We start from the raw sequence: 24,433 nt of genomic DNA on the forward strand, positions 1-24,433 counted from the left end.
GCTCACCCCTTACGGAACACGACGCCGTGGCCGCCCGCCGGGTACTCCCAGGTGATGGCGCCGCTCTCGTCGCACACCTGGTAGCAGGTGCCGCACTCGAAGCACTGCTCGTAGTTGAACAGGATGCCGCCGTCGTCGGTGGGCACGAACAGGTTCGCCGGGCACGCGGTCACGCACGCGCGGGTCGTGCAGGAGCGGCACACCTCGGTGTCCACCGCGATGTGCGGTTGCCCGGACACCCGGAAGTCCACGTGGGACATCCGCTCCTCGAAGGAAATGTCGTGGTACGGATCGACCATCGCCGTCCCTTCCTTCCCGTCCGATCAGCCGAAGGTCCGCAAGCCGGTGAGGGCGTCCTTGGCGAGGTCCCGCATCCGCACCCCGTTGCGCTTCGCGGCCCGGCGCAGCAACGCGCGGAATCCGGGTTTCGGCCGCGGATTGTCCACTGCGAACACGGACTCGGCGAAGTCGCACAGCAGGCCGGGATACCGCTGCTGCATCCGCTCGGACAGCACGAGCCCCGGCGCGTCGCGCAGCCGTTCGTGGTCGGCGAGCACGAAGGAGCTCCGCAGCGCGGAGCGGTACCCGGCGAGACCGGCCGCCGAGGTGTCGCCGGTGGCGAGCGCGGTGGCCGCGGCGCGGCCCGCGCACATGCCGGAGCCGAGCGCGAAGTTCACGCCCTCCAGCCAGATCCCCGCCGCCAGGCACATCCCGGCCGCGTCCCCGGCCAGCAGCAGCCCGTCGGCGATCAGCGGCGGCATCGTCCGGTAGCCGCCTTCGGGGATGAGGTGCGCGGAGTACTCGACGAGTTCGCCGCCGCGCACCAGCGGCGCGATCGACGGGTGCCGTTTCAGCTCGGCCAGCAGGTGCTCCGGGCGCACCTTCGCCCGCGCGAGGCCGCGCAGGCCGAGGACGAGGCCGATGCTCACCGATTCCGCGTTGGTGTAGAGGAATCCGCCGCCGGGCACCTTCCCGGTGCAGCCGAGCATCTCCACGTCCACGCCGCCGCTGCCGGTGACGCCGAAGCGCTCGTCGATGACCCCGCGCGGCAGCGCCAGCGTCTCCTTCACACCGAGGGTGGTGTGCGAGGCCTGGTCGCCGCCGAGCAGACCGGCCTGCTTCGCCAGGAACGAGTTCACCCCGTCGCAGGCCAGCACGACCCGCGCGGTGAGGTCGCCGTCCGGCCGGTCGGTGCGCACCCCGTGCACGGCGCCGTCGGCGGTCCGCAGCAGCGCCACCGCCACCGTGGACGGCACCAGCACCGCCCCGGCCCGCTGCGCGTGCTCGGCGAGCCACGGGTCGAACTCGGCGCGGTGCGTGGTGGCGCCGTTGTGCGGTGCCCGGCCCCAGTTCTCGTTGCGGAAGTCGACGGTCAGCGAGCGCTCCCCGGACAGCACCATCGTCTGCCTGCGGGTCACCCACCGCTGCACCGGCATCTCCTGCTGCCAGCCGGGGATCAGCCCGTCGAGGACCCGTCCGTAGACGACGCCGCCGTAGACGTTCTTCGAACCGGGGAACGGTCCGCGTTCCAGCAGCGCCACGCTCCGCCCGGCGCGGGCCAGTTCCAGCGCGGCGGCGGATCCGGCGGGCCCGGCGCCGACGACGACGGCGTCGAAGTCGTAGCGCTGCGGCCGTGATATCGGCACGGCGGCGGTGGACGGCCCGGCACCCCGGTCAGACATGGTGGTCCTCCTCGTTCCGGGCGAGCCTGCGCACCAGTTCGGCGAGCAGCCGTTGCGCGTCGGTGACGAGGCCGAGATCGGCCATCGCGGTCATGGGGCAGCTGGCGTCGGTGTTCACCGACACCACGTGCCCGGGTGCGTCGAGTCCGCCGAGGTGCTGGGCGGCGCCGGACACGCCGAAGGCCAGGTACAGCTCGGGGGACACCACGGCACCGGTGGTGCCGATCTGCCTCCCGGGAGCGGCCCACCCGGCGTCGGTGACCACGCGGGTCGCTCCGACGGAGGCACCGAGGGCGGCGGCGAGTTCTTCCAGCAGCGCCACGGATTCCGGCCCGGTCAGGTCTCCGCGGGCGAGCCCCGCCCCGGCGCCGAGCAGCCGACGCGCCTCGCCGAGCTCGGCGGTCGCCGGATCCGGTTCCAGCACCTCCAGCACCTCCGCGTCCGGAACCGGCGGAAGCAGAACGTCCACATCGGACACTTCGGGGGGACCGCCCGCGGGCAGCGCGCCGCGCACCCCGGGCACCAGCGACACCACGCAGCGCGCCGGGGTGCGGACGGTCGCGGTGAGCCTGCCGTCCCAGCGCACCAGGTCCGTGCCCGCCGCGTCGGTGCGGGTGGCTCCCGCCAGCAGCGGCCGGTCCAGCGCGGCCGCCAGCCGGGGCGCGAGGTCCCGGCCGTCCGGCGAACCCGGCAGCACCACCCGCGGCACCTCCGCCAGCAGCGGCGCGAGCGCGGCGGCGTACGCGCCCGGCGCGAAGTCCCCGGCCTCCGCGCACCACGCCCGGCGCAGCGGCGGCAGCTCCACGACCGCCCGGCGGCAGCCGGAACCGACCAGCACCGCGGCGCCACCGGCCTCCGCGACGGCATCGTCCCCGCCCACCGGCGGCCTGCCGTCCCGCACGACCAGCACCGCGACCACCTCCCCCTTCACAGCGCCACCGCCGCCCGATGTCCTTCCAGCACCGCCGCATGCGCCCGCCGCGGCGCCACGCAGTCACCGACCCGGTGGACGGGCAGCTCGCCGGACGCGGACAGCTCCAGCCACAGCTCCTCTTCGGGCTCCTGGTGCGTCGCGCACACCACCCAGTCGAACACCTCCGCGCCGCTCGCGCCGGTGGTGTGCTTGAGCAGCTGCACCCGCACCCGGCCGTCGTCCGCGGCGGAGGCGTCGAGCACCACCTCGTCGGTGGTCTGCTCGATGCGCTTGGCGGCGGCGCGCACCGCGAACGACTCCAGGTCCAGCGTGATGCCGAGGTCCTGGCCGACGACCATCCCGGGGGTGCTGATCCGCACCGCGCAGCCCCGGTCCGCGAGCAGCTCGGCCACCGAGGTCGCCTGGTGGAACCCGAGCTCGTCCACCACCAGCACCTGCCCGGACGGCGCCGCGCGTCCCTCCAGCACGTCCCGCACGTCCACCACGCGCGCCAGGTCGCCTGCCCAGTGCGGGCGCTGCGGCCGCGCGCCCGTCGCCAGGACCACCACGTCGGGTCGCAGCGCGCGCAGCGACTCGGCGGTGGCGTGCTCCCCGGTGCGGACCTCGACGCCGTACCGGCGGCACTCGGCGAGCGAATTCCGCACCACGTCGAGGAATTCGGCGCGCTGCGGCACGCTCGCCGCCACCGCGACCTGCCCGCCGGTGGTGGAGCGGCGCTCCAGCAGCGTCACCCGGTGCCCGCGCTGCGCGGCCGTCGCCGCGGCCTGCAACCCGCCCGGACCACCGCCGACGACCACGACCCGCTTCGCGGCGCGAGGTGACGGCAGCGGCACGGATTCGTTGCCGGTGCGGGGGTTCTCGATGCAGCCGAGCCAGCGGTTCAGGCCCATCCGGCCGACGCACTCCTGGTTGCAGGACAGGCAGGTGCGGATGTCGGCGGCGTGCCCGGAGCGCGCCTTGGCGGCGAAGTCCGCGTCGGCGATCTGGCCGCGCACCACGCCGATCAGGTCCGCGTGCCCGTCGGCCAGCGCGCGGTCGGCCTGCACCGGGTCCTTGAACCGGCCCACCCCGACCACCGGCAGCTCCACCGCCTTGCGCAGCGCGCTCGGGATGAACAGGGCGTAGCCGGGCGGCACGCTCATCGACGCCTCGATCATGTGCAGCGTGGCGGTGGCGACCCCGATCGAGGTGTTCACGTAGTCCACGGCGCCGGTCGCCTCGACCAGCCGCGCCACCGCCACCGCCTCGTCGATGGTGGTGCCGCCGTCGATGAGCTCGTCGCCGCACAACCGCACGCCCAGCGCCAGATCCGGCCCGATCACCTCCCGCACCGCCGCGACCAGCCGCAGCAGCAGCCGAGCCCGGTTCGGCAGCGCGCCGCCGTACTCGTCGGTGCGCGCGTTCGTCGCCGGGGACAGGAAACCGCGCACGATCGACGAGTGCGAGCACTGCAGCTCCACGCCGTCGAAACCGCCGTCCCGGCAGTGCCGCGCCACGGTCGCGTACCCGGCGACGACCTCGTCGATCTCGGCGTGGTCCACGGCCTTCGGCACTTCGCGGAACAGCGGGTCCGGCACCGGCGACGGCGCCCACACCGGCAGCCGCGAGTACATCCCGGACGCCTGCCCGCCGTTGTGGTTGAGCTGCGCGAAGATCGGCACCCCGTGCGCGTGCACCGCCTCGGTGATCCGCCGGTAGCCGGGCACGACCTCGGGGTGGAAGCCGTGGATCAGCTTCTCGTACGGCCAGTCGGTGGGGTGGGTGGAGTGCTCCTCGGTGATGATCAGCCCGGCGCCGCCCGCGGCCCGCGCCGCGTAGTAGGCGGCGTGCTGCTCGGTCGGCAGCCCGCCCTCGGCGTAGTTCGTCAGGTGCGCGGAGAACACGATGCGGTTCGCGACGGTGACCGGTCCGAGCCGCAGCGGCCGGAACAGGTGCCGGTAGCGGCCGGTGGCGCTCATGCCGTCACCGCCAGGTCGCGGGAGAGGGCGAGCGCGGCGCGGCGCCCCTCCCGGATGGCCTCGTGCGCGGTGCGCGGCGCCACCCGGTCCCCGGCGGCCGCCGCGAAGTCCGGCAGCGGGACGGGGTCGGACAGCCGGTGCCCGCAGTGCACGACGAGCTCGGCGGGCAGGGTCCGTTCGGCGCCGGTGAACACGTCGGCCAGCAGCACTTCGCCGGGCCGCACCGCGCGCAGCAGGCTGCGCTTGGCGAGCACCACCCCGGCGCGCTGCAACCGCCCGTTGGCGTCGGCGAGGTCGCCGGTGCGGGCCAGCTGGGTGCCGATCACCTGGTCCTGGCTGATGATCGAGACCTCCCGTCCGGTGCCGGCGAGGAGTTCGGCGACGGCGACCCCGGTGGCGTCGCCGACCGGGTCGAACACGGCGACCGGGCCGTCCGGCAGCACCTCGTCGAGCCGCCCGTCGCGGACCGCGCGCAGCAGGTCGGCGGCCTCCAGCACCGTTCCGGCGCTCTCGTAGTGCCGCGGTCCGGGTGCGGAACCCGTTGCGGCGACGAGGAATTCCCCCGGTTCGGGTCGGGCGTCCGCGCCGGTGGTGATCGGGACGCCGAGCTCCCGGACCTCCGCGGCGAGCCAGTCGACCAGCGCGCCGAGCCGCCCCCGGCCGGGCAGCAGCGCCGCGAGCGCCAGCATCCCGCCGAGCCGGTCGGTGCGCTCCACCAGCCGCACCGGATGCCCGCGCAGCGCCAGCACCCGCGCGGCCTCCAGCCCGGCAGGCCCGCCACCGGCCACCAGCACCGGTCGTCCGTTCCCGCTCCCGTCCGGGGCCGGGGCCGGGGCCGGGGCCGGGTCCGTGGTCTCGTGCCCGGTGCGCGGTTCGCCGAGGCAGCTCACCAGCGGGTTGCGGTCGTCGCGCACCCGGCACTGCTGGTTGGTGAGCGCGCACGGCCGGATCCGGCGCCCCGCCCGGACCTTCCGCACCAGGGCCGGGTCGGCGAGCTGCGCGCGCGTCATCTCCACCAGGTCCGCCGTCCCGTCGTCCCGCGCGGCCTGCGCCTGCGCCGGATCGACCACGGAGCCCTGCAACACCACCGGAGCTGCCCCGGTCACGGCCGCGCGCACCGCGCGGCACAGCTCGCGGTTGAACCCGGGTTCCGCGTGCGCGTCGGGCGTGGTCGCGGCGGTGCCCATCGCGGAACCGCGCACCACGGCCAGGTAGTCCACCTCGGGGGCGAGCGCGGCGGCGAGTTCGGCAGCCTGCTCCGGGGTGATGCCGGCCCACGGCGCGAGCTCGTCGCAGGACAGCCGCAGGCCCAGCACCCGGCCGGCGCCGCGCTCGGCGCGCACCGCGGCGAGCACTTCCCGCAGCAGCCGGGACCGGTCGGTGCCGTACTCGTCGGCGCGCTGGTTCGTCAGGCCGGACAAGAACTGGCGCAGCAGCGAGAACTGCCCGGCGCCGATCTCCACACCGTCCACATCGGACTCGACGGCGATCCGGGTGGCGGTGGCGAAACCTCCGAGGAGAGCGCGGATCTCGCGCGGTTCCACCGCCATCGGCAGTTCCCGGCTCGCCACGTCCGCGACCCGCGACGGCGCCCACAGCGCCGACTGCGACCGCGCCGACGAACCCTGCGAGCCCGCGTGCCCGAGGCCCGCCAGCACCAGCGTCCCGTGCGGCCGGCAGGCCGCCACGACCGCCGCCCAGCCCGGACCGCACTCGGCGGCCAGCGGGGCGCGTTCGTAGGGCCAGTCCGAGCCGTGTGCGCTCGCGACCTCGGTGACCACGACTCCGGCGCCGCCCGCGGCCCGCTCGGCGTAGTGGGCGGCGTGGGCGCCGGACAGCGCGCGCCCGTCGCCGAGGTTCGTCTCGTGCGGCCCGAACAGCACCCGGGACGGCGCCGCGCGCCCGGCGAGCCGCACCGGCTCGGTGAGTCCGACCGCAGATCCGCTCATGTGGTGGGAGCCTTCCGTGGGAAGCGGGTGGCCGGACCCGCCGGGTTCGGCCGGGCCGCTCGGGTCAGGGGCGGAAACCGGCGAGGGGACTGGTGTCGCAGGCCCGGTCCGGCACCGGCTGCTCGTCCGGCGGGCCCCAGCCGATGCCGACCGCGACCGGTTCCTGCCGCCGCCGGGGCGCGGTGCGGTGCGAGTGGTCCTTGTCCGGTTTCGGCACCGCGGCCCCGACCCCGGCCAGCGCGCGTTCCCCGTTGCCCAGCACGCATTCCGGGTCCGGCCCGTCCAGCGGCAGGCCGGTGAAGAACTTCGCCGCCATGCACCCGCCCTGGCACGCGTCGTAGGCGGTGCAGGACGTGCACGCGCCGCCGGTCTGCGGCGCGCGCAACCGCTCGAACAGCTCGGATTCCCGCCACACCGCGCCGAATCCGCCGTCGTCGCGCACGTTGCCCGCGAGGAATTCGGAGTGGATCGCGAACGGGCAGGCGTAGACGTCGCCGATCGGGTCGATCAGGCACACCACGCGTCCGGCGCCGCACAGGTTCAGCCCCGGCAGCGGCGTGGAGCCGAGCGCGTTGAGGTGGAAGAACGAATCTCCGGTGAGCACGCCCTCGCCGTGCGCGACGAGCCAGTCGTAGATCTCCCGCTGCTGCCCGGCGGCCGGGTGCAGCTCGTCCCACACGTCGGCGCCGCGCCCGGACGGCCGCAGCCGGGTGAGGCGCAGCTGCGCGCCGTGCTCGTCCGCGATCTCCTTGAACCGGTCCAGCTGGTCGACGTTCTCCCTGGTCAGCACGACGCTGATCTTGAAGTCGCGGAACCCGGCATCGCGCAGGTTGCGCATCGCCGCCATCGCCGTGTCGTAGGAGCCCGTCCCGCGCACCCGGTCGTTGACCTCTGCGGTCGCCCCGTCGAGGGACAGCTGCACGTCCACGTAGTCGGTGCCCGCCAGCCACCGCGCCCGCTCCGGCGTCAACCGCACCCCGTTCGTGGAGAACTTGACCCCCACCTGGTGGTCCACGGCGTACTCGACGAGTTCCCAGAAGTCGGCGCGCACGGTCGGCTCGCCGCCGCCGATGTTCACGTAGAACACCTGCATCCGCTGCAGCTCGTCGAGGACGGCCTTGCACTCCGCGGTGGACAGCTCGCGCGGGTCGCGCCGCCCGGACGCGGACAGGCAGTGCACGCAGGACAGGTTGCACGCGTAGGTGAGTTCCCAGGTGAGGCAGATGGGGGAGTCCAGGCCGTGCTGGAAGTGCTCGACAAGCCGCATGTGCGCCTCCTCGCGGGGCGGTTCAGTCGCGGGGCCGGATGGTGCCCGCCTCGCGCAGTCCGGCGAGGGCGGTCAGGTAGCGCGGGTGCTGCTCGGCGGGCACACCGGCGGCGGTGAGCGCGGCGCGCACGTCCGGCTGGTGCTCCAGTTCGCGGACCACGGCGACGAGTTCCGGCGTCTTCAGGAACGACAGCCGCCGCGTGGTGAAGTCGTAGACGAGCGCCCCGAAGCGCTCCGGGCGCAGCGAGACGGTCGGGCTCAGCCGGTGCGGGCGGCCGGGGTCGAACCCGGCCCCCCCGCCCGGTTCAGTAGACGCCGCACATGCCATCGATCGACACTTCCTCGACGAGCAGGTCGTCCTCCACCCCGTCGGCCGGGGCGGTGCCGGTCGCGTCGTGCTGGGATTCGCTCATGGGATGCTTCCTCCCGTTCACTCACTGCGATGTGGTGGCCGCCACACGATATGGGCACCCGGTGTCACAATGGAAGAGGCGATGACCGGACCGACCCGCGACCACACTTCCGGACCAACGACGGGGCCCGGCCGGCGGCGCACGACCAGCCCCGCCGAACTCGAACGCGTCGCCTTCGCGCTGTTCGACTCGGACGGCTTCGACCGCACCACCGTGGAGCGCATCGCGCGGGCCGCCGGCATCGGTCGGCGCACCTTCTTCCGCTACTTCGACTCGAAGAACGACGTGGTGTGGGGCGCGTTCACCGAACGGCTCGACGTGATGCGGGAGCGGTTCCGCGCCCGGCCCGCGGACGAGCCGCCGCTGGCGGCGATCCGCGCGGTCGTCGTCGAGTTCAACCGGGTCGATCCGGCCGAGACGGCGCGGCACCGCCGCCGCCTCGAACTGATCCTGCGGGTGCCCGCGCTGCAGGCGCACTCGACGTTGCGCTACGCCGACTGGCGCGCCGTCGTCGCCGAGTTCGCCGCCGACCGCCTCGGCGAACCGGTCAGCGCGCTGCGCCCGCAGGCCATCGCGCACTCCACCCTCGGCGCGGCGCTCGCGGCCTACGAGCACTGGCTCTCGACGCCGGGGGTCGACCTGTGCGCGGTCCTGGACGACGCCCTCCGCGACCTGTCCCGCGGCTTCGCCTGACCGCGCCGCGCCCGGCTTCGGGGCAAGCGCCGCCGCGTGGTCGGGTCAGGGGAGTTCCAGCGCGCGGTGGCTGGTGAAGCGGCGCGGGGCCCCGGTGATCGGGTCGTCGAAAGCGAGCTCCTTGGCCAGCAGCCGCAGCGGATCGGTGAAGTCCTCCGCGGCCCGCTCCCGGACCTCCGGGTACAGCTCATCGCCGAGGATCGGCACGCCCAGCGATGCCAGGTGCACCCGCAGCTGGTGGGTGCGGCCGGTGGCGGGCAGCAGCCGGTAGCGGGCGAGTCCGCCCCGGTGCTCCACGAGTTCCACCCGCGTCTCCGCGTTCACCGGGCCCGGTACCTCGCGGGCCTGGAGCACGCCGCGTTCCTTCTCGATCCTGCTGCGCACCACGCGCGGCAGCTCCAGGGCCGGGTCGTGCGGCGCGATCGCCTCGTACTCCTTGCGCACCGCGCGGTCCTGGAACAGCAGCTGGTACTCGCGCCGCGCGGCCCGGTGCACGGCGAACAGCACCAGGCCCGCCGTCAGCCGGTCGAGCCGGTGCACCGGGCTCAGCTCCGGCAGCTCCAGCGCGCGGCGCAACCGCACCAGCGCCGTCTCGGCGACGTGCCCGCCGCGCGGCGTGGTGGCCAGGAAGTGCGGTTTGTCCGCCACCAGCAGGTGCTCGTCGCGGTGCAGCACCGCCACCTCGAACGGCACCGGCACCTCGGCCGGGAGTTCCCGCTGCACCCACAGGAAGGCATCGGGCGCGAACGGCGTGGTGGCGTCCACGAACCGGCCGTGCCGATCGGCGACGCGCTGCTCGCGCAGCATCCGGTCCACCTCGCCGGCCGGGATCGGCAACCGCTCGACCAGGTGGTCGCGCATCGTCGCCCACGTCCCCGAACCGGGGGTGCGCAGCCGCGCGGCGTCGAGGCCGTCGCGCTGCGGCAGGGGGGATCGGAGCTTGCGTCGCATCACCGGCCAGCGTACGGCGCGGCCCGTGCGCTGCGGTTCCGGCCGAGATCGTCCAGCCAGTGGGACGCCACCGGGCTCCGTTGACGCCCGGCGGGTGCGGCGCAAGAATCGTGGCGTGGACATCGAGGCGCGGTTCTTCTTCGCTCGCCTGCACGTCGACCTCCGGCGGCACGCGAGTTCGATCTGTGCGCCCGCGCTGCCCTGAGCAGCGACCTCCCGGACCCGACTCGGGTCCGATGTGGACGATTCTGGTCCCCGATCCCCGGCTGCGGCCGCTGATCGGGTCGTGGCGGAGTGACCGAGAGGCCAGGTAAGGGCCTGCAAAGCCCTGCACGCGGGTTCGAATCCCGCCTCCGCCTCCACGATCCACTGTGGACAGCCCGCCTCCCCCGAACCCGAGGGGAGGCGGTGCGTTGGAGGAAGCGATGACCGCGGTACCGCTCTCGATCCTCGACCTCGCACCGATCCCCACCGGCGGCACGGCGGGCGGTGCGCTGCGCGACACCGTCGAACTCGCCCGGAACGCCGAGCAGTGGGGCTACCGGCGGTTCTGGCTCGCCGAGCACCACCTGGTGCCCGGCGTCGCCTCGTCCTCCCCCGCGGTGCTCATCGCCGCGGTGGCCGCCGCGACCCGGCACATCCGCGTCGGATCCGGGGCGGTGCTGCTCGGCCAGCACAGCCCGCTGCAGGTCGCCGAGGACTTCGGCACCCTCGCCCAGCTGCACCCGGACCGCATCGACCTCGGGCTCGGCCGCTCCGGCCTCGCCAAGTACGTCGAATTCGCCAAGGCCGCCACCGGCGACAGCGCACCGGTCACCGCGCCCGAACCCGCCTACGTGGACGGACTTCCGGTGCCGCGCACCGCTCGCGGCGGCAGCCTGTCGAAGGCCCGCGTGGAACAGCTCGAAGGGCACGCCCTGCTGCTCGGCGACACCGGGCGCTCCGACTACGCGGATCAGGTCCGGGAAGTGCTGGCCTTCCTCGACGGCACCTTCCGTGACGGCGGTGGGCGCGAAGCGCACGCGATCACCGCCGAGCACGCGGCGCTGCAGGTGTGGGTGCTCGGCGCCAGCGCGGGCCCCAGCTCCCGCGCGGCGGGCGAGCTCGGCCTGCCGTTCGTGTCGAACTACCACGTCACCCCGAGCACCGTGCTCGACTCCGCCGCGTCCTACCGCGACTCGTTCGCGCCCTCCCCGCGGCTGGACCGGCCGCACCTCGTCGTGTCCGCCGACGTGCTCGTCGCCGAGGACGACGCCACCGCCCGCGAACTCGCCACGCCCTTCGCCGGATGGGTGCACGACATCCGCCACGGCGACGGCGCCCAGCCGTACCCGAGCCCGGACGAAGCGCGTCGCCGCCACTGGACCGAGGCCGAACGCGCCCGGGTCGCCGACCGGGTGCAGACCCGCATCGTCGGCTCCCCGGAGACCGTCGTGGAACGGCTGGAGGTGCTGCGGCGGGTCACCGGGGCCGACGAACTGCTCATCACCACCATCACCCACGACCCGAAGGACCGGCTGCGCTCCTACGAACTGCTCGCCGGGGCCTGGTCCCGCTCCTGACGCGCACGACGCCCCGGGCGGGGCTCAGCGGCGGTGCCGGGCCGCGTCCGCGATCCGGGGGAGCAGGTGGTCGACGAGGTACGGCAGCGAGAGCACACCGGGCTGGCGCAGCAGCGGCCAGTCCGCCTGCGCCAGCGGCAGGTAGCCGCCGTCCCGCACCGCGTCCAGCGACTCGAACACCGGCAGCGACTCGATCTGCGGCCGCACCGCCGGGTTCGGGTACGCGGTGATGAGCACGTCGGTGTCGATCCGCGCCAGGTTCTCCGCGCTGACCTGCGCGTTGAACGCTGCACCGGGCAGGTTCGCCGCCGCGGGGGACAGCGCCATGCCGAACTCGGTCAAGGTGCGCACCGTGACGTCCTGCGCGGAGCGGATCACCCCGAGGCCGCCGGGGCTGTGCCCGAGGGTGACCGCGACCTCGGCGCCCGCCAGCTGCGGGTGCGCGGCGGCGGCCTCGCGGACGCGCCGCTCGGTGTCGGCGACGAGCCGGTCCGCCTCCGCGGGCCTGCCGAGCGCGCGCCCCACCTGGCGGGTGGTGGTCTGCCACGGTTCCTCGTCCGGTGCGGTCTCGAACGCGGTGGTCGGGGCGAGCCGGGACAGCGCCGCGTACTCCCCGTCGATGTAGTAGTCGCTGCCCGCGAGGATCAGGTCCGGGTGCAGCTGGGCGATCGCCTCGGTGGAGTAGCCCTGGTCGGTGGGCCGCAGCGTCACCGGTTCCCAGCCCGGCCGCCGCTGCCACGGCTGGACCTCCGCGCTCAGCGGCAACCCGATGCCGACCGGTTCGACGCCGAGGGCGAGCGCGGCGTCCACGTCGGCGGGCCCCAGCGCGACGACCCGCGCCGGGTGCGCGGGCGCCGTCGTGGTGCCGAGCGCGTGCCGCACCTCGGTCCCGGTGCGCTCCGGGGCCTGCGGGGCGGGCGAACACCCGGCGAGGAGGCCGAGCAGCAGGGCGGCGGCCGCGATCCGCTTCACCGCGCGCCTCCCGCCAGCAGCGCGAGGATGCCGTCCTTGATGGGTGGCCGGGACGCGGCGACGAGGGTGAACGTCGCCTCCCGCACCAGCCGCTGCCCGTGCTCGCCCAGCAGCAGCGCGGAACTGCCTGCCGCGGTCACCAGCGCTCCGGCGGAGCGCAGCGCCAGCTCGGCGGCGGCCGCCCGGGCCGGTGCGATGTCGGCGCCGGTGGCGAACGCCTCGTCCAGCCCGTCCCGCACCGCGTCCCGGTCCGCTTCGAGCCGTTCGGCGACCTCGGGCCGCCCGGTGTCGGCGATGAGCCGGGCGCAGCGCCCCGCGATCCCCAGCGGCATCGCCCCGTTGAGCCGGGCCGCCCCGGCCTGCGCGGCGAGCACCGCCGAGTGCGGGACGACGCCCAGCACCCGCTCGGCCGGGACGAAGTGGTCGTCGAACCACAACCGCACCGTCGCGGTGGCCTGCGCCGCGACCAGCCGGAGCGGTTCGACGCGGATCCCGGGCGCCGGGCGCGCGTCGAGGAAGGCGTTCACGACCGAGTCGCCGTCCCGCGCCGACACCTGCAGCACGTCCACGATCCCCCAGCCGCTGACGAACGGTGCTTCGCCGGTGAACCGGTAGCCGCCGTCCACCGGCACCGCGTGCAGCCGCGGCGGCTGCGGGATGGCCCCGGCGAACGACACGCCACCGCGCAGCTTCCCGCGCACCGCGTCGTCCAGGTGGCGGTCGCGCAGTTCGGTCCGTTCGGTGCTCAGCAGCCCGCGCACCACGCCGTGGTGCTGCGCCCAGACGAACGCGGTGCTCAGGCAGCCGCCGGACAGCGCCTCCACGATCCGGCCGGCCTCGTCGAGCGGGAGCTCCGGGCCGCCGTGCTCGTGGGGCGCGACCGCGCCGTAGAAACCGTGCTCGGCCAGCAGATCGAAGTGGGAGCGCGGCACCGCGCCCGCGGCGTCGACCTCGGCCGCCGCCGGGAACAGCACCTCGTCGGCCAGGGTCCGCGCGAGTTCGAAGGAGACCACTGGGTGAGGCTAGCCTAAGATCCACGGGCGGGTGAAGGTGTCACCCCGCGTCGCCGCCGGGCACCACGACCTCCACCTGCCCGTCCCCGGAACGGCGCAGCACCGGGATGCTCCCGCTGACCCGGTCGCCGCTGTCGGAGTCGAACGTGAACCGCCCGCTCGCCCCGGCGACGCTGTTCGTCTCGTGGTTGAGCAGCCGCAGGTGGGCCAGCACCCCGTTGGTGGTGGGCACACCAGGGTGGCGGCCCACCGCGTGCTGCGCGGCGGTGACGGCGGCGAGCGTCGCGTCGTGCCCCAGCACGCTCCAGTTCGACACCGGCGCGTCCGCGTCGAACAGCCGGTGCAGCGCACCGGTGAAGGCCGTGTACAGCGGGCGGTCCTGGTTCCTCGCATCCGCCAGGGCCGCCGGATCGGCCACCGAGGCGTAGAGCACCGAGACCGGGGCGGTGCCCGGGTCGGCGCTCAGGTGGAGGTCGGTGGATTCGGAGCCGGTGATGATGGTGATGTGGCGGTGGGGGTCGCAGCCGCGCCTGCGGACCTTCTCGACGAAGTCGGGCAGCAGGTTGCTGCGTCCCGCGTACAGCACCACGTTCACCTCCGACGTGCAGATCCGGTCGGCGATGTACTCGAACTGGGTGCCGAGCCCGAACGCGTCCGGTCCACCCGTGTAGGAGCCGGTGGTCCGGCCGCTGCGCTGCCACGCCGCGCCGAACTTCTCCTGGAAGTTCTCCCGCAGGTCCGCGGTGTAGATGTCGTCGCCGTTGCCGTCGCGGACCAGCAGGGCCGTCGGCTGCGGTCCGACCAGCTCGTCCAAGTGCTCCGCGATGGTGCCGAGCTCCTGCTCGATGCTCGGCGACACCCGGTGCAGGCCCGCGATCGCAGGCCCGTGCTCGCCGGGGAGGCTGTTGAACCGGTCGGCGCTGAGGTAGCCGACCATGGGGATGCCCGCCGCGGCGAGCTCGCGCGCGCCGAGCGCGGTTTCGGGGGAGCTGAGCCCGAGACCGGTGACGGCCACCAGGTTCTCCGGCTCCACCATGTCGACCAGCCGCTCCGTGACCTCCTTCCAGGCGTGCTCGTAGCGGCCCTCGTTCGCCAGCGCCAGCCGGACCTTCAGGCCGCGCCGGTCCTGGTTGGCGTTGACCTGCGCCACGTGCGCGCCTTGCAGGTAGGAGCGGATCTGCGAGATGGAGAGGCTGTCGTCCTCCCCGGCGGTCATCGGCATCAGCACGGCGACGGTGACGACGAAGTCGTCGTCGGCGACCCGGTCGTTCTCGGCCGCGATCCGCCGTTCCACGTCCTCCAGCTCGGGCGAGAACACCTCGGAACCGTCGGTGACGCCGACGCACTCGCCCCGCACGTGCGACATCCCGCTGTCGCACGGGGCGACGGCCCAGACGACGGTGACGACGCCGAGCACCAGGACGAGCGCGCTGCCCGCCGCCAGTGCGATGCGCAGACCCCATCGGGGGCGCGGGGGCTGTTCGAAGCTCACGCTGATCCTCTCCTCGTGGCCGCGGTTCAGTCGGTCAGTTCGGACCACCTGCGGTACTTCTCCGATTCGGCGCGCAGCGTGGCCAGGCCGCTGCCGGAGTGCGGTGCGATCTCGTCGTAGCAGGCGGCGATCTCCAGGTAGAGCGCGTGCCGCCTGCTGTCGCCGAGCGGATCGGCGGCGATCCACCGCGCCGCGACCAGCCGAGCGACCGCGGCCTGCGGCGCGGCACCGGGATGGGTCCAGTCGGCCAGCGAACGCACCTGGTCGAGCTGCGGGTCGGCGTGGTCGAGGCGGTTGGGCGCGGCGGTGGCCGCGGCGAGCAGATCCAGCCAGGTCGGCAGGTCGCTGTAGGCCAGCAGCGTGTTGAGCCGCCGCGCCACGGACTCCACTTCGCCGACCGCGAGCGAGTGGTACAGCTCGCCGACCTCGTCGCCCTGGTCGGCGAGCGTCTCGCGGAACCAGGTGTGCACCGCCGTCCAGTTCGCGGGTTCCTGCTCGGGCCGGGCGGCGAGCTCCCGCAGCAGCACCCGGCGCAGCACCGGCGGCAGCACGTGGTGCCCGTCGTCGGCGGGAACCCACAGCTCCGGGGCGAACACGGCCCGCGCGCCGTGGGAGGCGGCGAGGCCGCTGTGCGCGACGAGCCGCTCCGCCTCGACCTGGTGGCGCGCGGCCGCGCAGGTCACCAGGTCGTGCAGCGCCTCCTCGGCGAGCCCGGCGCGGAACGGCTCCGCGAGCCCGAACGAGCCGCCCGGCCCGAGCAGGGGCGCGTCGCCGAGCAGCGGTCCCAGGTCCACCGGATCGCCCGGCCGGACCCGGATCTCCTCCAGCAGCCTGCGGGTCGCACCGGGATGCCCGCCGGTGAGGCGGAGGATCGCGGCGCCGACCCGGTTCTTCCGGTTCCCGGCGTACCGGCCGAGCTCGTCGACCATGTTGCCGATCTCGTCCCGGGTGAGGTCGCGCAACCGCACCGGGTACCACGGTTTCCCGCCGTGCTCGGTGAAATCGGCGTAGTACGGCTCGGGCCCGGACGCCTCGATCCGCTCGATGTCGCGCAGCGGCGACGCTTCGCCGGTGGCGATGACGGCGCCGGAGCGCTTCCCCCGGCTGGTGGCCACCACGGTCAGCGGGTCGCAGCCGCCGGGCAGGTGCGCGGCGTACTGCCTGCGGGCCCGCACGAGCGCGTCGAGGAGGGGCTTCGCGGCGGGGGAGTCGACGTCGTCGAGCAGCAGCGCGCAGTTGAGCCCGCGCCGCGCGCGCCGCGTCCCGCGGTCGAACTCCTCGCGCAGGTCGGCGAGCAGCGCCGCCCACAGCAGTTCTCCGGTGTCGCGGGCGTCGTCCTGGTTCTGCGGGGTGCGGGCGCGCCGGTTGAGCTCGACGAGCACGTCCAGCGGGTCCCGGCCGAGGTCGCGGTCCTGGTGCCCGAACCAGTCGGCGGCGAGCACCGCCCGGTGCCCGTGCCGCCAGGACACCAGCCCGCGCAGCACCCCGTCGGCGAGCCGCCGCCCGACGTGCTCGGCGTGCGGCAGGAGGCCGCCGAGCAGTGCGCGCAGCCGGTCGGCGCGGCGGTGCTCCAGGAGCGCGCGTTCGGCTTCGAGGCGGGCGATGCCGGGGTCGACGTCGAGCTGCTGGGCGGCGACCACCTGCCCGGCGACGAACCGGGGGAACGCGATCGGGTCGGGTGCGTGCCGGTCGAGCTCGACGGCGATGTGCGCGAGGGAGAGCCGGGCGGGGTCGAGCACTTCGCAGTCCAGTCGGGCGTACGGGCCCTGCCCGTGCAGGCGGTCGGCGAGCGCGTCGAGGAACGCGGTCTTGCCGCTGCCGCGCGGACCGGTGAACAGCAGCACGGGTTGCGGCCTGCTGGCGTGTCCCGGCCGGTCGGCGAACTCCCGGACCAGGCGCATCGCGGGTTCGCGGCCGAACAGGTGTCTCCCGTCGCCCGTGCCGGTCGCGGTTGCGCGCAGTGCCACGAGAAGCCCCCCGACTTCATTCAGTTGAACCGACTGCTTCCCCCGGTCAGCCACTCAGCGTAGTCACAAGCGATCACACCGTCAATGAAGGCCGGTCGCGGTGCGGTAGCGGGGTTCCGGCGGCGCGGCACTTCCGAGACCGTCCACTGTGGTCTCGACGGATCGGGGCGGTTCGCGGCTGGTACGCCTTTCGGGCGTCCTCCCGGCGGTGCTCCGGTGCCGCCGCGCTCGCGCCGTCCGCGATCACCGGGCCGCACCACGGGAACGCGGAAACGCCGTCGCAGCACGAGATCCGCCGCTCCGGTCGCGGCGGAACCCGTGCCCGGAACGCCGGAACCGTTGCGCCGCAGCGGAACCACCGCACGTCCCCGGAGCGGATGAATCGCGCAGCCCCGCCCCGCCGTCGAATGGCCGTCGATCCACCTGGCTCGTACCGTCGGAACCGGTCGATCTGGGGGGAACGGACATGGTTGACGGAGACGTGGAGACGGCGGTGCGCGCCGCCCGCAGCTGGTTGTACGCACCCAGCACCCGACCGGAGCAGTTCGACTCGGCGGAGCGCGACGGCGCCGACGCGGTGATCCTCGACCTGGAGGATTCCGTGCGGCCGCAGGACAAATCCGCGGCCCGCGCCCTCGTCATCGAGCACCTGGCGGCGGCGCCGCCCGGCGAACTGGTGACCGCGGTGCGGATCAACGCCGCCTCGACGGCGGTCGGCCTCGCCGACCTGACCGCGCTGCTCTCCGCGGACGTCGCGCCGGACGTGCTGGTGCTGCCGCGGACCGAATCCGCGGGCGCGCTCGGCGTCATCGAGAACCTGCTGTTCGAGGCGGGCAGCCGCACCATGCTGGTGCCGCTGATCGAAACCGCCCGCGGGCTGCGCAACCTGCCGCGGATCCTCGCCTCGCAGACCCGCGTGGTCGGCGTGCTCGTCGGTGCGGCGGACGTGGTCGCCGACCTCGGCACGCCGGGGGACCCGGAGGCCATGCGCTCCGTGCGCGATTCCGCGGTACTTGCCGCGACGTCCGCCGACGTCGTCGTCATCGACTCGCCGCACTTCGGCGGCGGGGACCCGGACGCGCTGGCGGCCGAGACGCTGCGCGCCGCCCGCGCCGGGTTCACCTCGAAGGCCGCGGTCACCGCGGAGCAGATCGCCACGATCAACGACGCGTTCGCGCCGACCGAGCAGGAGCTGTCCTGGGCACACGCGGTCCTCAAGGCCAGCGCGGCGCGCGACGGTGCGGCGAGCGGCACCCCGGAGGACGAGGCCGACGCCGCCCGCATCCGCCGCTACCTGCAGCGCGCCCGCCCCACCGGAGCGCCGGCCCCGGCCCCCGCGGCGGCCCGGGCGATCTGACAACGGCCTCGGCGATCTGACAACGGCCCGGCGATCGGACAACGGCCCGGAAGCACGAACGCACCGCCCCGGAGGAGGGCGGTGCGTTCGTCGTCCCCGCGCCGACCGGCAGGTGGCGCCCGAGCGGCCGGGCGGGGTGGCCGGGCGGATCAGCGCTCGATGCGGTCCAGCTTCAGCATCCGGGTGATCACGGCGTCCAGCTGCTCGTCGTCGAAGATCTTCTTCCAGTCGTCCTTGATGATCGACTCGCGGCCGTAGTCCATCGCGATCAGGCACGCGTCGGAGAACGGGTTGTCGCCCTTGAGGGTGTTCGCCAGCGCCACCTGAGTGTGGCCGAGCAGCATCGCGCGCGCGGCCGCCTCCGGGACGCCCACGGTGTGCACCGTCTCGTGCAGCGCCTCCTTGAGCAGATCGCCCACCATGCAGGCCACCGTCTCCACCAGCGTCGGCTCCAGGTAGGCCAGCTGCTTCACCGTCACCCAGTGCACGTCCACCACCGGCGCGTACATCGCGCGGATCACCGACTCGGCGACGGCGCGGCGCTCCTCGTCACCGGACTCGATGGCGGCCACGACCTCCTGCGGCGCGGCGATGCCGCCGAAGGTGTCGGCCAGCTCCTCCGGGGTGCGGCGCTGCAGGAACACCGACGGGTGGCAGGGGTGCGCGACCACGTACTCCAGGTCCTCGCGCTTGGCCAGCAGGTTCGCGTACGCCGCGGCCGGGTCGAGGGTGACCACGACGGAACCGGCGCGCAGCTGCGGCACGACCTCCTCGGACACCTTGCCCAGCACGATGTCCGGGACGGCGAGGATGACCACGTCGGCGTCGGCGATCGCGGCCGAGGTCTCGGTGACCGCGCGACCGGCCTCGGTGACGCGCTCCTGCCCGGCGGGGGAGTTCTCGCTGTAGAACACGGTGTGCTCGGTGCGCTGCAGGTTGTTCGACACCCGCATGCCCATCTTGCCGCCCGCGCCGATGACCGCGATCGTCAGCTTCGCATCCGTCATGTCCGCTCACTCCTCAGGTAGTCCAGGTTGTGCGCGGTCCACTCCCGTTCGACCGCGCAGGTCGTCGCCGCATCGCCCTGCCAGGGCAGCCAGTGCTCGACGACCTCGTTGATGCCGCGTTCGGCGGCGCGCACCGCGCGCACCTCGTGCGCCCGGTCCAGCTGTCCGGTGCCCAGCCGGGCGCCGGTCAGCGCGAACCCCACCCACCCGGCGGAGCGGGTGAAGGCGAAGTCCTTGACGTGCACGTTCTTCACGTGCGGGGCGGTCAGCTCGATCACGTCGCCGGGCAGTTCCAGCGCGGCCACCACGTTCGCCGGGTCCAGGCAGATGCCCAGGTGCTCGTCGCCGACGCGGTCCACCAGGTCGACGAGCACGCGGGTGGGGACCTGCTCGTAGGTCTCCAGCGCGATCGTCACGCCCGCCGCCGCGTACTCCGGCACGACCTCCCGCAGGTAGGCCTCGGCCTCGTCGGGGGTCGGCCTGCTGTCGGCGGAGTAGAGCATCGACCGCACCAGCGAGGCGTCCAGCCGCCCGGCCAGCTCCAGGTAGCGGCGCAGGTGCTCCGGTCGCAGCCCGCGGGTGCCCAGTTCGAGGCGCACCCCCAGTCGACGCGCCTCGTCCCGCGCCTCGTCCAGCTCGGCGTCGGTCATCGACTCCAGCGGCGGGTAGTCGCAGATCTGGAACAGCTCCGCGCCCTGCGCCGCGGTGTCCGCGAGCATCCCGGTCAGCGACAGCGGTTCCGGAACCTGGTCGGACCACTGCCAGAAGTAGGCGTAGGTGCTCAGCCCGATCATGCCGACACCCCGTCCAGCGCGACGACCTCGTCCAGGATCCGCTCCAGTGCCGCCGGGTCGTGCGCGAACCGGCCGAGGAACAGCCCGTCCGCCGCGTCGCCGAGCGTGCTGAGCAGCCCCGGCCCGGCGCTGCCGCCGTAGATGACGCGGCTGCCCGCCAGCACCGGTTCGGCGTCCAGCGCGTTGCGCAGTTTGCCGCACACCGCGCCGATGAACTCGGGTTCGGCGGGTTCGGCGGCGCCGATCGCCCACTGCGGTTCGTAGGCGATGACGACCGCCCCGACGCGGGCCGCTGCGCGGGCCGCGTCGAGCGCCGAATCCAGCTGCTCCAGGCAGGTGCGCACCGCGTCGGTGGTGCTGCCCGCCCGCTCCTCGCCGAGGCACAGCACCGGGGTCAGCCCGTTGCGCAGCGCCGCCGCCGTCTTCGCCGCGACCACCCGGTCGTCCTCGCCGAACAGCCTGCGCCGCTCGGCGTGCCCGACCTCGACGTGGCGGCAACCCAGTTCGCGCAGCTCCGCGCCGCTGACCTCGCCGGTGTAGGCGCCGTGGTCCTCCCAGAACAGGTCCTGCGCGCCGACCTCGACCGGGGTGTCCCGGAACAGGTCCAGCGCGGGGGGCAGACCGGGGAACGAGGGCAGCACGAACAGCTCCGCGCCGCCGCCGCGCACCGCGGGATGGCGGCGGGCGATCTCGGCGACGTCCGCGCACCAGTCGAGCGTGCGCTGGTGCCCGAAGTACATCTTCAGGCTGACGCCGATGGTCCGGGTCACCGCTCGGACCCGCTCTCGTAGTCGGTGATCAGGCAGACCTTCTGCGCCGACGCCGATTCCGGGTCGAAGCGGTGGGTGAGCCATTCGGCGGCGAGCTTGCGGGCCAGTTCGATGCCGACGACGCGCTGGCCGAAGGTGAGCACCTGCGCGTCGTTGCTCTTGATCGCACGCTCCACGGAGAAGGTGTCGTGCGCGGTGACGGCGCGGATCCCCTCGACCTTGTTCGCGGCGATCGCCACGCCCAGCCCGGTGCCGCACACCAGCAGCGCCCGGTCGGCTTCCCCGGCCGCGACGAGCTCGGCGGCGGCGATGGCGACGGTGGGGTAGGGGGTGTGGCCGTCCGCGTCCACGCCGACGTCGCGCACGGACTCGACGAGGTCGCTGTTGTCCAGGTCCCGCTTCAGGACCTCCTTGTAGTCGAACCCGGCGTCGTCCGAGCCGACCACGATGCGCAGCTTGTCGCTCACGCGATTTCTCCTCTCACCGCAACGGGTTTCGGGTTGTCACCTGGCGAGCACGGCGTGCACCGCGCGGGTGATCAGCGACAGCGAGACGGCCCCCGCGTCCGGGGTGCCGAGGCTCTTCTCCGCCAGCGGGCGGGCGCGGCCGCGCAGTGGGCGCAGCGAGGCGGTGGCCTCCGCGGCCTTCGCGGCGGTGGTGGCGGCGGCGTCCCACGCGGTGGCGAGGCCGGATCCGGCGGTGAGCGCGGATTCCAGCTCGTCGGCGAAGGGCACCAGCACGTCGACCATGGTCTTGTCGCCGAGCTCGGCCTTGCCGAGCCGCACCACCGCGTCGGCGGCGGCGCGCACGGCGGCGCCGGTGGTGCGCGGACCGGGAGCGGTCTCGTCGCCGAACTCGGCGCCGATCGCCCGCAGCGCCACGCCCCACAACGCACCCGAGGTGCCGCCGGCCCGGTCGGCCCAGGCGTCGGCGGCGCGGTTGAGGGTGCTGCCCGCGCCCGCACCGCGTTCGACGGCCTCGCGGGCGGCGGCCACGGCCGCGTCCGCGCCGCGCTGCATGCCGATGCCGTGGTCGCCGTCGCCCGCGACGGCGTCGATCCGGCCCAGCTCCGCCACATTGTCGTCCACAGTGGACTTCACGGCTTCGAGCGCGGCCAGCGCGCAGCGCGCCGACTCCCGCGATTCGCCGGTGGCGGGCGGGATCACGTCCAGCGCCACGAAGTCCTCGCCCGCCTCGACGTCCGCGGCGGCGACCGCCGGGGTCTTGCGGTAGGCGGCCGAATCGGCGGGGGCGCGCCAGAACCGCTCCAGCTCCTCGTCCAGCCAGCACAGCGTGAGGGAGGCGCCCGCCATGTCGAAGCTGGTCACCAGCTCGCCGACCTCGGGTTCGACGACCTCCACCCCGGCTTCGGCGAGCAGCGCGGCGACCCGGCGGTACACCACGAACAGCTCCTCGTACTTCACCGAACCGAGCCCGTTGAGCAGCACCACGACCCGCGATCCGGCGACCTCGACGCCGTCGGGGACCTCGGCGAGCAGGGTGCGCACGAACAGCTCGGCGAGCTCGTCGGCGCTCGGCACGTCCTGTTCGGCGATGCCCGGTTCGCCGTGGATCCCCAGCCCCACGGCCATCTTCCCGTCCGGCACGGTGAACAGCGGCTCGTCCGCGCCGGGCAGGGTGCAGCCGCCGAAGGCGACACCGAAGGAGCGGGTGCGGTCGTTGGCGTGCGCGGCGACCCGCGCCACCTCGGCGAGGTCGTAGCCGGCCGCGGCGGCCGCCGCCGCGGCCTTGAACACCACCAGGTCGCCTGCGACGCCGCGCCGCTTGTCCCGCTCGTCGGCCGGGGCGCTGGAGACGTCGTCGGTGACGACCACGGTGCGGCAGTCGATGCCGTCACCGCGCAGCCGCTGCTCGGCGAGGCCGAAGTGCAGCACGTCCCCGGCGTAGTTCCCGTAGCACAGCAGCACTCCGCCGCCGTTGTGCGCCGAGGTCGCCACCGAGCGCACCTGCTGCGCGGACGGCGAGGCGAACAGGTTCCCCATCGCAGCCCCGTGCGCGAGGCCGTCGCCGACCAGGCCGCTGAACGCGGGGTAGTGCCCGGAGCCGCCGCCGATGACGACGGCCACCTCGCCGCTGCGGGCTCGGTCGCGGCGGACCACTCCGCCGGGCACCCGGCGCACCCGGTGCGCCTGGGCGGCGGCGAAACCTTCCAGCATCTCCTCGGCGAACGAGCCGGGGTCGTTGAACAGGCGGGCCATGAGCTCTCCTACGGGAACGGGGGGACGGTGGTCACTCGGCGGCGGGCACGCGGCGGTCGGCCCGCTCGGTGCGCGTGAGCAGCACCATCAGCACGGCGGACAGCAGCAGGAACGCGCCGACGACGAACATCGGCACCACGTAGGAGCCGGTCCAGTCGAACAGCGCGCCGGTCACGTACGGCGCGAGGAACCCGGCCAGGTTGCCCAGCGTGTTGATCAGCGCGATGCCCGCGGCGGCGGCCACGCCGGTGAGGAACTTCGTGGGCAGCGTCCAGAAGTTCGGCAGCGCCGCGAAGATCGCGCAGGCGGTGACGGTGATGATCGCGATGGTCAGCACGGGGGAGCCGGCGAACAGCGCCAGCGGCACGCTGACCGCGCCCACGACGGCGGGCACGGTGATGTGCCAGGACCGCAGCCCGCGCCGGGTGGCGTCCCGAGACCACAGGTACAGCACGATCGCCGCGGGCAGGTACGGGACCGCGGTGATGAGGCCCTTCTCGAACACGCCGAACGTGGTGCCGAACCGCTGCTCGAAGTCGCCGATGATCGCGGGGAGGAAGAACGCGAGCGTGTAGAGCCCGTAGATGAACCCGAAGTACAACATCGCCAGCGTCCACACCCGGCCGTTGCCGAACACCGAGCGGAGGCCGTGGTGCCCGGATTCGGCGGCCGTGTGCTCCTTCTCGGCGGCGAGTTCGCCGGTCAGCCAGTCCTTCTCGGCCGCGGTCAGCCACTTCGCTTCGCGCGGGTCGTCGGCGAGGTAGAACCAGGCGACGACGCCGAGCACGATGGCCGGGATCGCGACGCCGAAGAACATGAAGCGCCAGCCCTCCAGCCCGAACACCCCGTGCTGCTGGATGAGCCAGCCGGCCAGCGGGGCGCCGATGACGGTGGTCAGCGGCTGCGCGAGGTAGAACAGCGCGAGGATCTTGCCGCGGTGCCGGGCGGGCACCCACAGGCTCAGGAACAGCACGGCACCGGGGAAGAACCCGGCTTCGGCGACGCCGAGCAGGAAGCGCAGCACGGCGAGCTGGGTGAAGTCCTGCACCCAGGTGAACAGCAGCGCCACCACGCCCCAGCTGACCATGATCCGGGCGAGCCAGCGGCGGGCGCCGAACTTGTTCAGCGCGATGTTGCTGGGCACTTCCAGCAGCAGGTAGCCGACGAAGAACACGCCGGAGGCGAAGCCGAACTGGGCGGCGGACAGCGCCAGGTCGTCGCGCATCCCGTTCGGCGCGGCGAAGCTGATCGCCGTCCGGTCGAGGTAGTTGACGAAGAACATCAAGGCCACGAACGGCACGAGGCGGACGGCGACCTTGCGAATGGCCGACTTCTCCACCCCCGGACCGCGCTGCTGCGCGGCGGTCGAGGTGTCCACATTGACTCCTTTGAAGCGGGTGCGGGCGAGGACCGCGGCCGGAGCGGGGGTTCCG

The 24,433-nt window shown here is 74.2% G+C and carries 23 protein-coding genes and 1 tRNA gene; 5 read left to right on the top strand and 19 right to left on the bottom strand.

Annotation, left to right across the window (positions count from 1 at the left end; all coding sequences use genetic code 11):
- Positions 1 to 2 precede the first annotated feature (2 nt).
- From LCD31_RS01400 to mftA, 8 genes are all read right to left on the bottom strand, one after another.
- Positions 3 to 299, bottom strand: a complete 297-nt coding sequence (locus LCD31_RS01400; RefSeq protein WP_224955556.1) for a ferredoxin family protein — start codon at positions 297 to 299, stop codon at positions 3 to 5.
- A 24-nt stretch (positions 300 to 323) separates the two neighbouring features.
- The gene (locus LCD31_RS01405) at positions 324 to 1,682 is read right to left on the bottom strand and encodes an FAD-dependent oxidoreductase (protein ID WP_224955557.1); all 1,359 of its coding nucleotides are present in this window, start codon (positions 1,680 to 1,682) and stop codon (positions 324 to 326) included.
- Positions 1,675 to 2,613 carry a mycofactocin-associated electron transfer flavoprotein alpha subunit gene (locus LCD31_RS01410; protein ID WP_224955558.1) on the bottom strand — a complete coding sequence of 313 codons (939 nt, stop codon included), beginning with the start codon at positions 2,611 to 2,613 and terminating at the stop codon, positions 1,675 to 1,677. Before LCD31_RS01410 ends, LCD31_RS01405 begins: the two co-directional genes overlap by 8 nt.
- Complete coding sequence (locus tag LCD31_RS01415; protein ID WP_224955559.1) at positions 2,610 to 4,574, bottom strand: mycofactocin system FadH/OYE family oxidoreductase 2; 1,965 nt, start codon at positions 4,572 to 4,574, stop codon at positions 2,610 to 2,612. The genes LCD31_RS01410 and LCD31_RS01415 overlap by 4 nt, the downstream gene beginning before the upstream one ends.
- Positions 4,571 to 6,523 (bottom strand): mycofactocin system FadH/OYE family oxidoreductase 1, encoded by a 1,953-nt coding sequence (locus LCD31_RS01420; RefSeq protein WP_224955560.1) that lies wholly within the window; start codon positions 6,521 to 6,523, stop codon positions 4,571 to 4,573. Before LCD31_RS01420 ends, LCD31_RS01415 begins: the two co-directional genes overlap by 4 nt.
- Before the next feature lie 64 nt (positions 6,524 to 6,587).
- Positions 6,588 to 7,790: a mycofactocin radical SAM maturase gene (gene mftC, locus LCD31_RS01425; RefSeq protein ID WP_224955561.1), complete on the bottom strand. Its 1,203-nt coding sequence runs from the start codon at positions 7,788 to 7,790 to the stop codon at positions 6,588 to 6,590.
- Between the two features lie 22 nt (positions 7,791 to 7,812).
- Positions 7,813 to 8,118, bottom strand: a complete 306-nt coding sequence (mftB, locus tag LCD31_RS01430; RefSeq protein ID WP_224955562.1) for a mycofactocin biosynthesis chaperone MftB — start codon at positions 8,116 to 8,118, stop codon at positions 7,813 to 7,815.
- Entirely contained in the window at positions 8,096 to 8,203 is a 108-nt protein-coding gene (mftA, locus tag LCD31_RS01435) for a mycofactocin precursor MftA (protein ID WP_224955563.1), read from the bottom strand. Before mftA ends, mftB begins: the two co-directional genes overlap by 23 nt.
- Before the next feature lie 81 nt (positions 8,204 to 8,284).
- Between mftA and mftR the strand changes: the two genes are divergently transcribed.
- Positions 8,285 to 8,896, top strand: a complete 612-nt coding sequence (mftR, locus tag LCD31_RS01440) for a mycofactocin system transcriptional regulator (protein ID WP_224955564.1) — start codon at positions 8,285 to 8,287, stop codon at positions 8,894 to 8,896.
- Between the two features lie 45 nt (positions 8,897 to 8,941).
- On the opposite strand, the gene LCD31_RS01445 is transcribed toward mftR, so the two are convergent.
- On the bottom strand, positions 8,942 to 9,847 hold the full coding sequence (locus tag LCD31_RS01445; protein WP_224955565.1) for a pseudouridine synthase: 906 nt from the start codon (positions 9,845 to 9,847) through the stop codon (positions 8,942 to 8,944).
- A gap of 115 nt (positions 9,848 to 9,962) precedes the next feature.
- Here LCD31_RS01445 and LCD31_RS29715 point away from each other — a divergent pair, with 115 nt between their 5' ends.
- The 3 genes from LCD31_RS29715 to LCD31_RS01455 all read left to right on the top strand — a co-directional run bounded on the left by LCD31_RS29715 (position 9,963) and on the right by LCD31_RS01455 (position 11,409).
- Entirely contained in the window at positions 9,963 to 10,052 is a 90-nt protein-coding gene (locus tag LCD31_RS29715) for a putative leader peptide (protein WP_374108108.1), read from the top strand.
- A gap of 83 nt (positions 10,053 to 10,135) precedes the next feature.
- A tRNA-Cys gene (locus LCD31_RS01450) sits at positions 10,136 to 10,209 on the top strand.
- Between the two features lie 63 nt (positions 10,210 to 10,272).
- On the top strand, positions 10,273 to 11,409 hold the full coding sequence (locus tag LCD31_RS01455) for an MsnO8 family LLM class oxidoreductase (RefSeq protein ID WP_224955566.1): 1,137 nt from the start codon (positions 10,273 to 10,275) through the stop codon (positions 11,407 to 11,409).
- 24 nt (positions 11,410 to 11,433) lie between these two features.
- On the opposite strand, the gene LCD31_RS01460 is transcribed toward LCD31_RS01455, so the two are convergent.
- The 4 genes from LCD31_RS01460 to LCD31_RS01475 are packed head-to-tail and all read right to left on the bottom strand — an operon-like array spanning position 11,434 to position 16,853.
- Positions 11,434 to 12,381 carry an iron-siderophore ABC transporter substrate-binding protein gene (locus LCD31_RS01460; RefSeq protein ID WP_224955567.1) on the bottom strand — a complete coding sequence of 316 codons (948 nt, stop codon included), beginning with the start codon at positions 12,379 to 12,381 and terminating at the stop codon, positions 11,434 to 11,436.
- Positions 12,378 to 13,394 carry an acyl-CoA dehydrogenase family protein gene (locus LCD31_RS01465; RefSeq protein WP_224955568.1) on the bottom strand — a complete coding sequence of 339 codons (1,017 nt, stop codon included), beginning with the start codon at positions 13,392 to 13,394 and terminating at the stop codon, positions 12,378 to 12,380. Before LCD31_RS01465 ends, LCD31_RS01460 begins: the two co-directional genes overlap by 4 nt.
- A gap of 40 nt (positions 13,395 to 13,434) precedes the next feature.
- A complete protein-coding gene (locus tag LCD31_RS01470) occupies positions 13,435 to 14,886 on the bottom strand; it encodes an ABC transporter substrate-binding protein (RefSeq protein ID WP_224955569.1) in 1,452 nt (483 codons plus the stop codon).
- Between the two features lie 26 nt (positions 14,887 to 14,912).
- Positions 14,913 to 16,853, bottom strand: coding sequence for an ATP-binding protein (locus tag LCD31_RS01475; RefSeq protein WP_224955570.1), 1,941 nt, complete (start codon positions 16,851 to 16,853; stop codon positions 14,913 to 14,915).
- A 466-nt stretch (positions 16,854 to 17,319) separates the two neighbouring features.
- Between LCD31_RS01475 and LCD31_RS01480 the strand changes: the two genes are divergently transcribed.
- Positions 17,320 to 18,210 (top strand): CoA ester lyase, encoded by an 891-nt coding sequence (locus LCD31_RS01480; RefSeq protein ID WP_224955571.1) that lies wholly within the window; start codon positions 17,320 to 17,322, stop codon positions 18,208 to 18,210.
- A 149-nt stretch (positions 18,211 to 18,359) separates the two neighbouring features.
- Here LCD31_RS01480 and LCD31_RS01485 read toward each other — a convergent pair whose 3' ends face one another.
- From LCD31_RS01485 to LCD31_RS01510, 6 genes are read right to left on the bottom strand one after another with little or no spacing between them, the layout of a single operon-like run.
- Positions 18,360 to 19,217, bottom strand: coding sequence for a phosphogluconate dehydrogenase C-terminal domain-containing protein (locus LCD31_RS01485; RefSeq protein ID WP_224955572.1), 858 nt, complete (start codon positions 19,215 to 19,217; stop codon positions 18,360 to 18,362).
- A complete protein-coding gene (locus LCD31_RS01490; RefSeq protein WP_224955573.1) occupies positions 19,214 to 20,011 on the bottom strand; it encodes a sugar phosphate isomerase/epimerase in 798 nt (265 codons plus the stop codon). Before LCD31_RS01490 ends, LCD31_RS01485 begins: the two co-directional genes overlap by 4 nt.
- Complete coding sequence (locus LCD31_RS01495; RefSeq protein ID WP_224955574.1) at positions 20,008 to 20,781, bottom strand: triose-phosphate isomerase family protein; 774 nt, start codon at positions 20,779 to 20,781, stop codon at positions 20,008 to 20,010. Before LCD31_RS01495 ends, LCD31_RS01490 begins: the two co-directional genes overlap by 4 nt.
- Entirely contained in the window at positions 20,778 to 21,248 is a 471-nt protein-coding gene (locus LCD31_RS01500) for a ribose-5-phosphate isomerase (RefSeq protein WP_224955575.1), read from the bottom strand. Before LCD31_RS01500 ends, LCD31_RS01495 begins: the two co-directional genes overlap by 4 nt.
- 36 nt (positions 21,249 to 21,284) lie before the next feature.
- Positions 21,285 to 23,000: a dihydroxyacetone kinase family protein gene (locus LCD31_RS01505; protein WP_224955576.1), complete on the bottom strand. Its 1,716-nt coding sequence runs from the start codon at positions 22,998 to 23,000 to the stop codon at positions 21,285 to 21,287.
- Positions 23,001 to 23,031: 31 nt separating this feature from the next.
- On the bottom strand, positions 23,032 to 24,378 hold the full coding sequence (locus LCD31_RS01510) for an MFS transporter (RefSeq protein ID WP_224955577.1): 1,347 nt from the start codon (positions 24,376 to 24,378) through the stop codon (positions 23,032 to 23,034).
- Between the last annotated feature and the right edge of the window lie 55 nt (positions 24,379 to 24,433).

Source organism: Saccharopolyspora sp. 6M (assembly GCF_020176775.1).
In the GTDB taxonomy this organism is placed as follows: domain Bacteria; phylum Actinomycetota; class Actinomycetes; order Mycobacteriales; family Pseudonocardiaceae; genus Saccharopolyspora_C; species Saccharopolyspora_C gregorii.

Bases quoted from the DNA above. Each gene is read 5' to 3' on its own strand.
- LCD31_RS01400 (WP_224955556.1), bottom strand. From the start codon at position 299: ATGGTCGATCCGTACCACGACATTTCCTTCGAGGAGCGGATGTCCCAC.
- LCD31_RS01405 (WP_224955557.1), bottom strand. From the start codon at position 1,682: ATGTCTGACCGGGGTGCCGGGCCGTCCACCGCCGCCGTGCCGATATCA.
- LCD31_RS01415 (WP_224955559.1), bottom strand. From the start codon at position 4,574: ATGAGCGCCACCGGCCGCTACCGGCACCTGTTCCGGCCGCTGCGGCTC.
- LCD31_RS01420 (WP_224955560.1), bottom strand. From the start codon at position 6,523: ATGAGCGGATCTGCGGTCGGACTCACCGAGCCGGTGCGGCTCGCCGGG.
- mftC (WP_224955561.1), bottom strand. From the start codon at position 7,790: ATGCGGCTTGTCGAGCACTTCCAGCACGGCCTGGACTCCCCCATCTGC.
- mftB (WP_224955562.1), bottom strand. From the start codon at position 8,118: ATGGCATGTGCGGCGTCTACTGAACCGGGCGGGGGGGCCGGGTTCGAC.
- mftA (WP_224955563.1), bottom strand. From the start codon at position 8,203: ATGAGCGAATCCCAGCACGACGCGACCGGCACCGCCCCGGCCGACGGG.
- mftR (WP_224955564.1), top strand. From the start codon at position 8,285: ATGACCGGACCGACCCGCGACCACACTTCCGGACCAACGACGGGGCCC.
- LCD31_RS01445 (WP_224955565.1), bottom strand. From the start codon at position 9,847: ATGCGACGCAAGCTCCGATCCCCCCTGCCGCAGCGCGACGGCCTCGAC.
- LCD31_RS01455 (WP_224955566.1), top strand. From the start codon at position 10,273: ATGACCGCGGTACCGCTCTCGATCCTCGACCTCGCACCGATCCCCACC.
- LCD31_RS01480 (WP_224955571.1), top strand. From the start codon at position 17,320: ATGGTTGACGGAGACGTGGAGACGGCGGTGCGCGCCGCCCGCAGCTGG.
- LCD31_RS01485 (WP_224955572.1), bottom strand. From the start codon at position 19,217: ATGACGGATGCGAAGCTGACGATCGCGGTCATCGGCGCGGGCGGCAAG.
- LCD31_RS01490 (WP_224955573.1), bottom strand. From the start codon at position 20,011: ATGATCGGGCTGAGCACCTACGCCTACTTCTGGCAGTGGTCCGACCAG.
- LCD31_RS01505 (WP_224955576.1), bottom strand. From the start codon at position 23,000: ATGGCCCGCCTGTTCAACGACCCCGGCTCGTTCGCCGAGGAGATGCTG.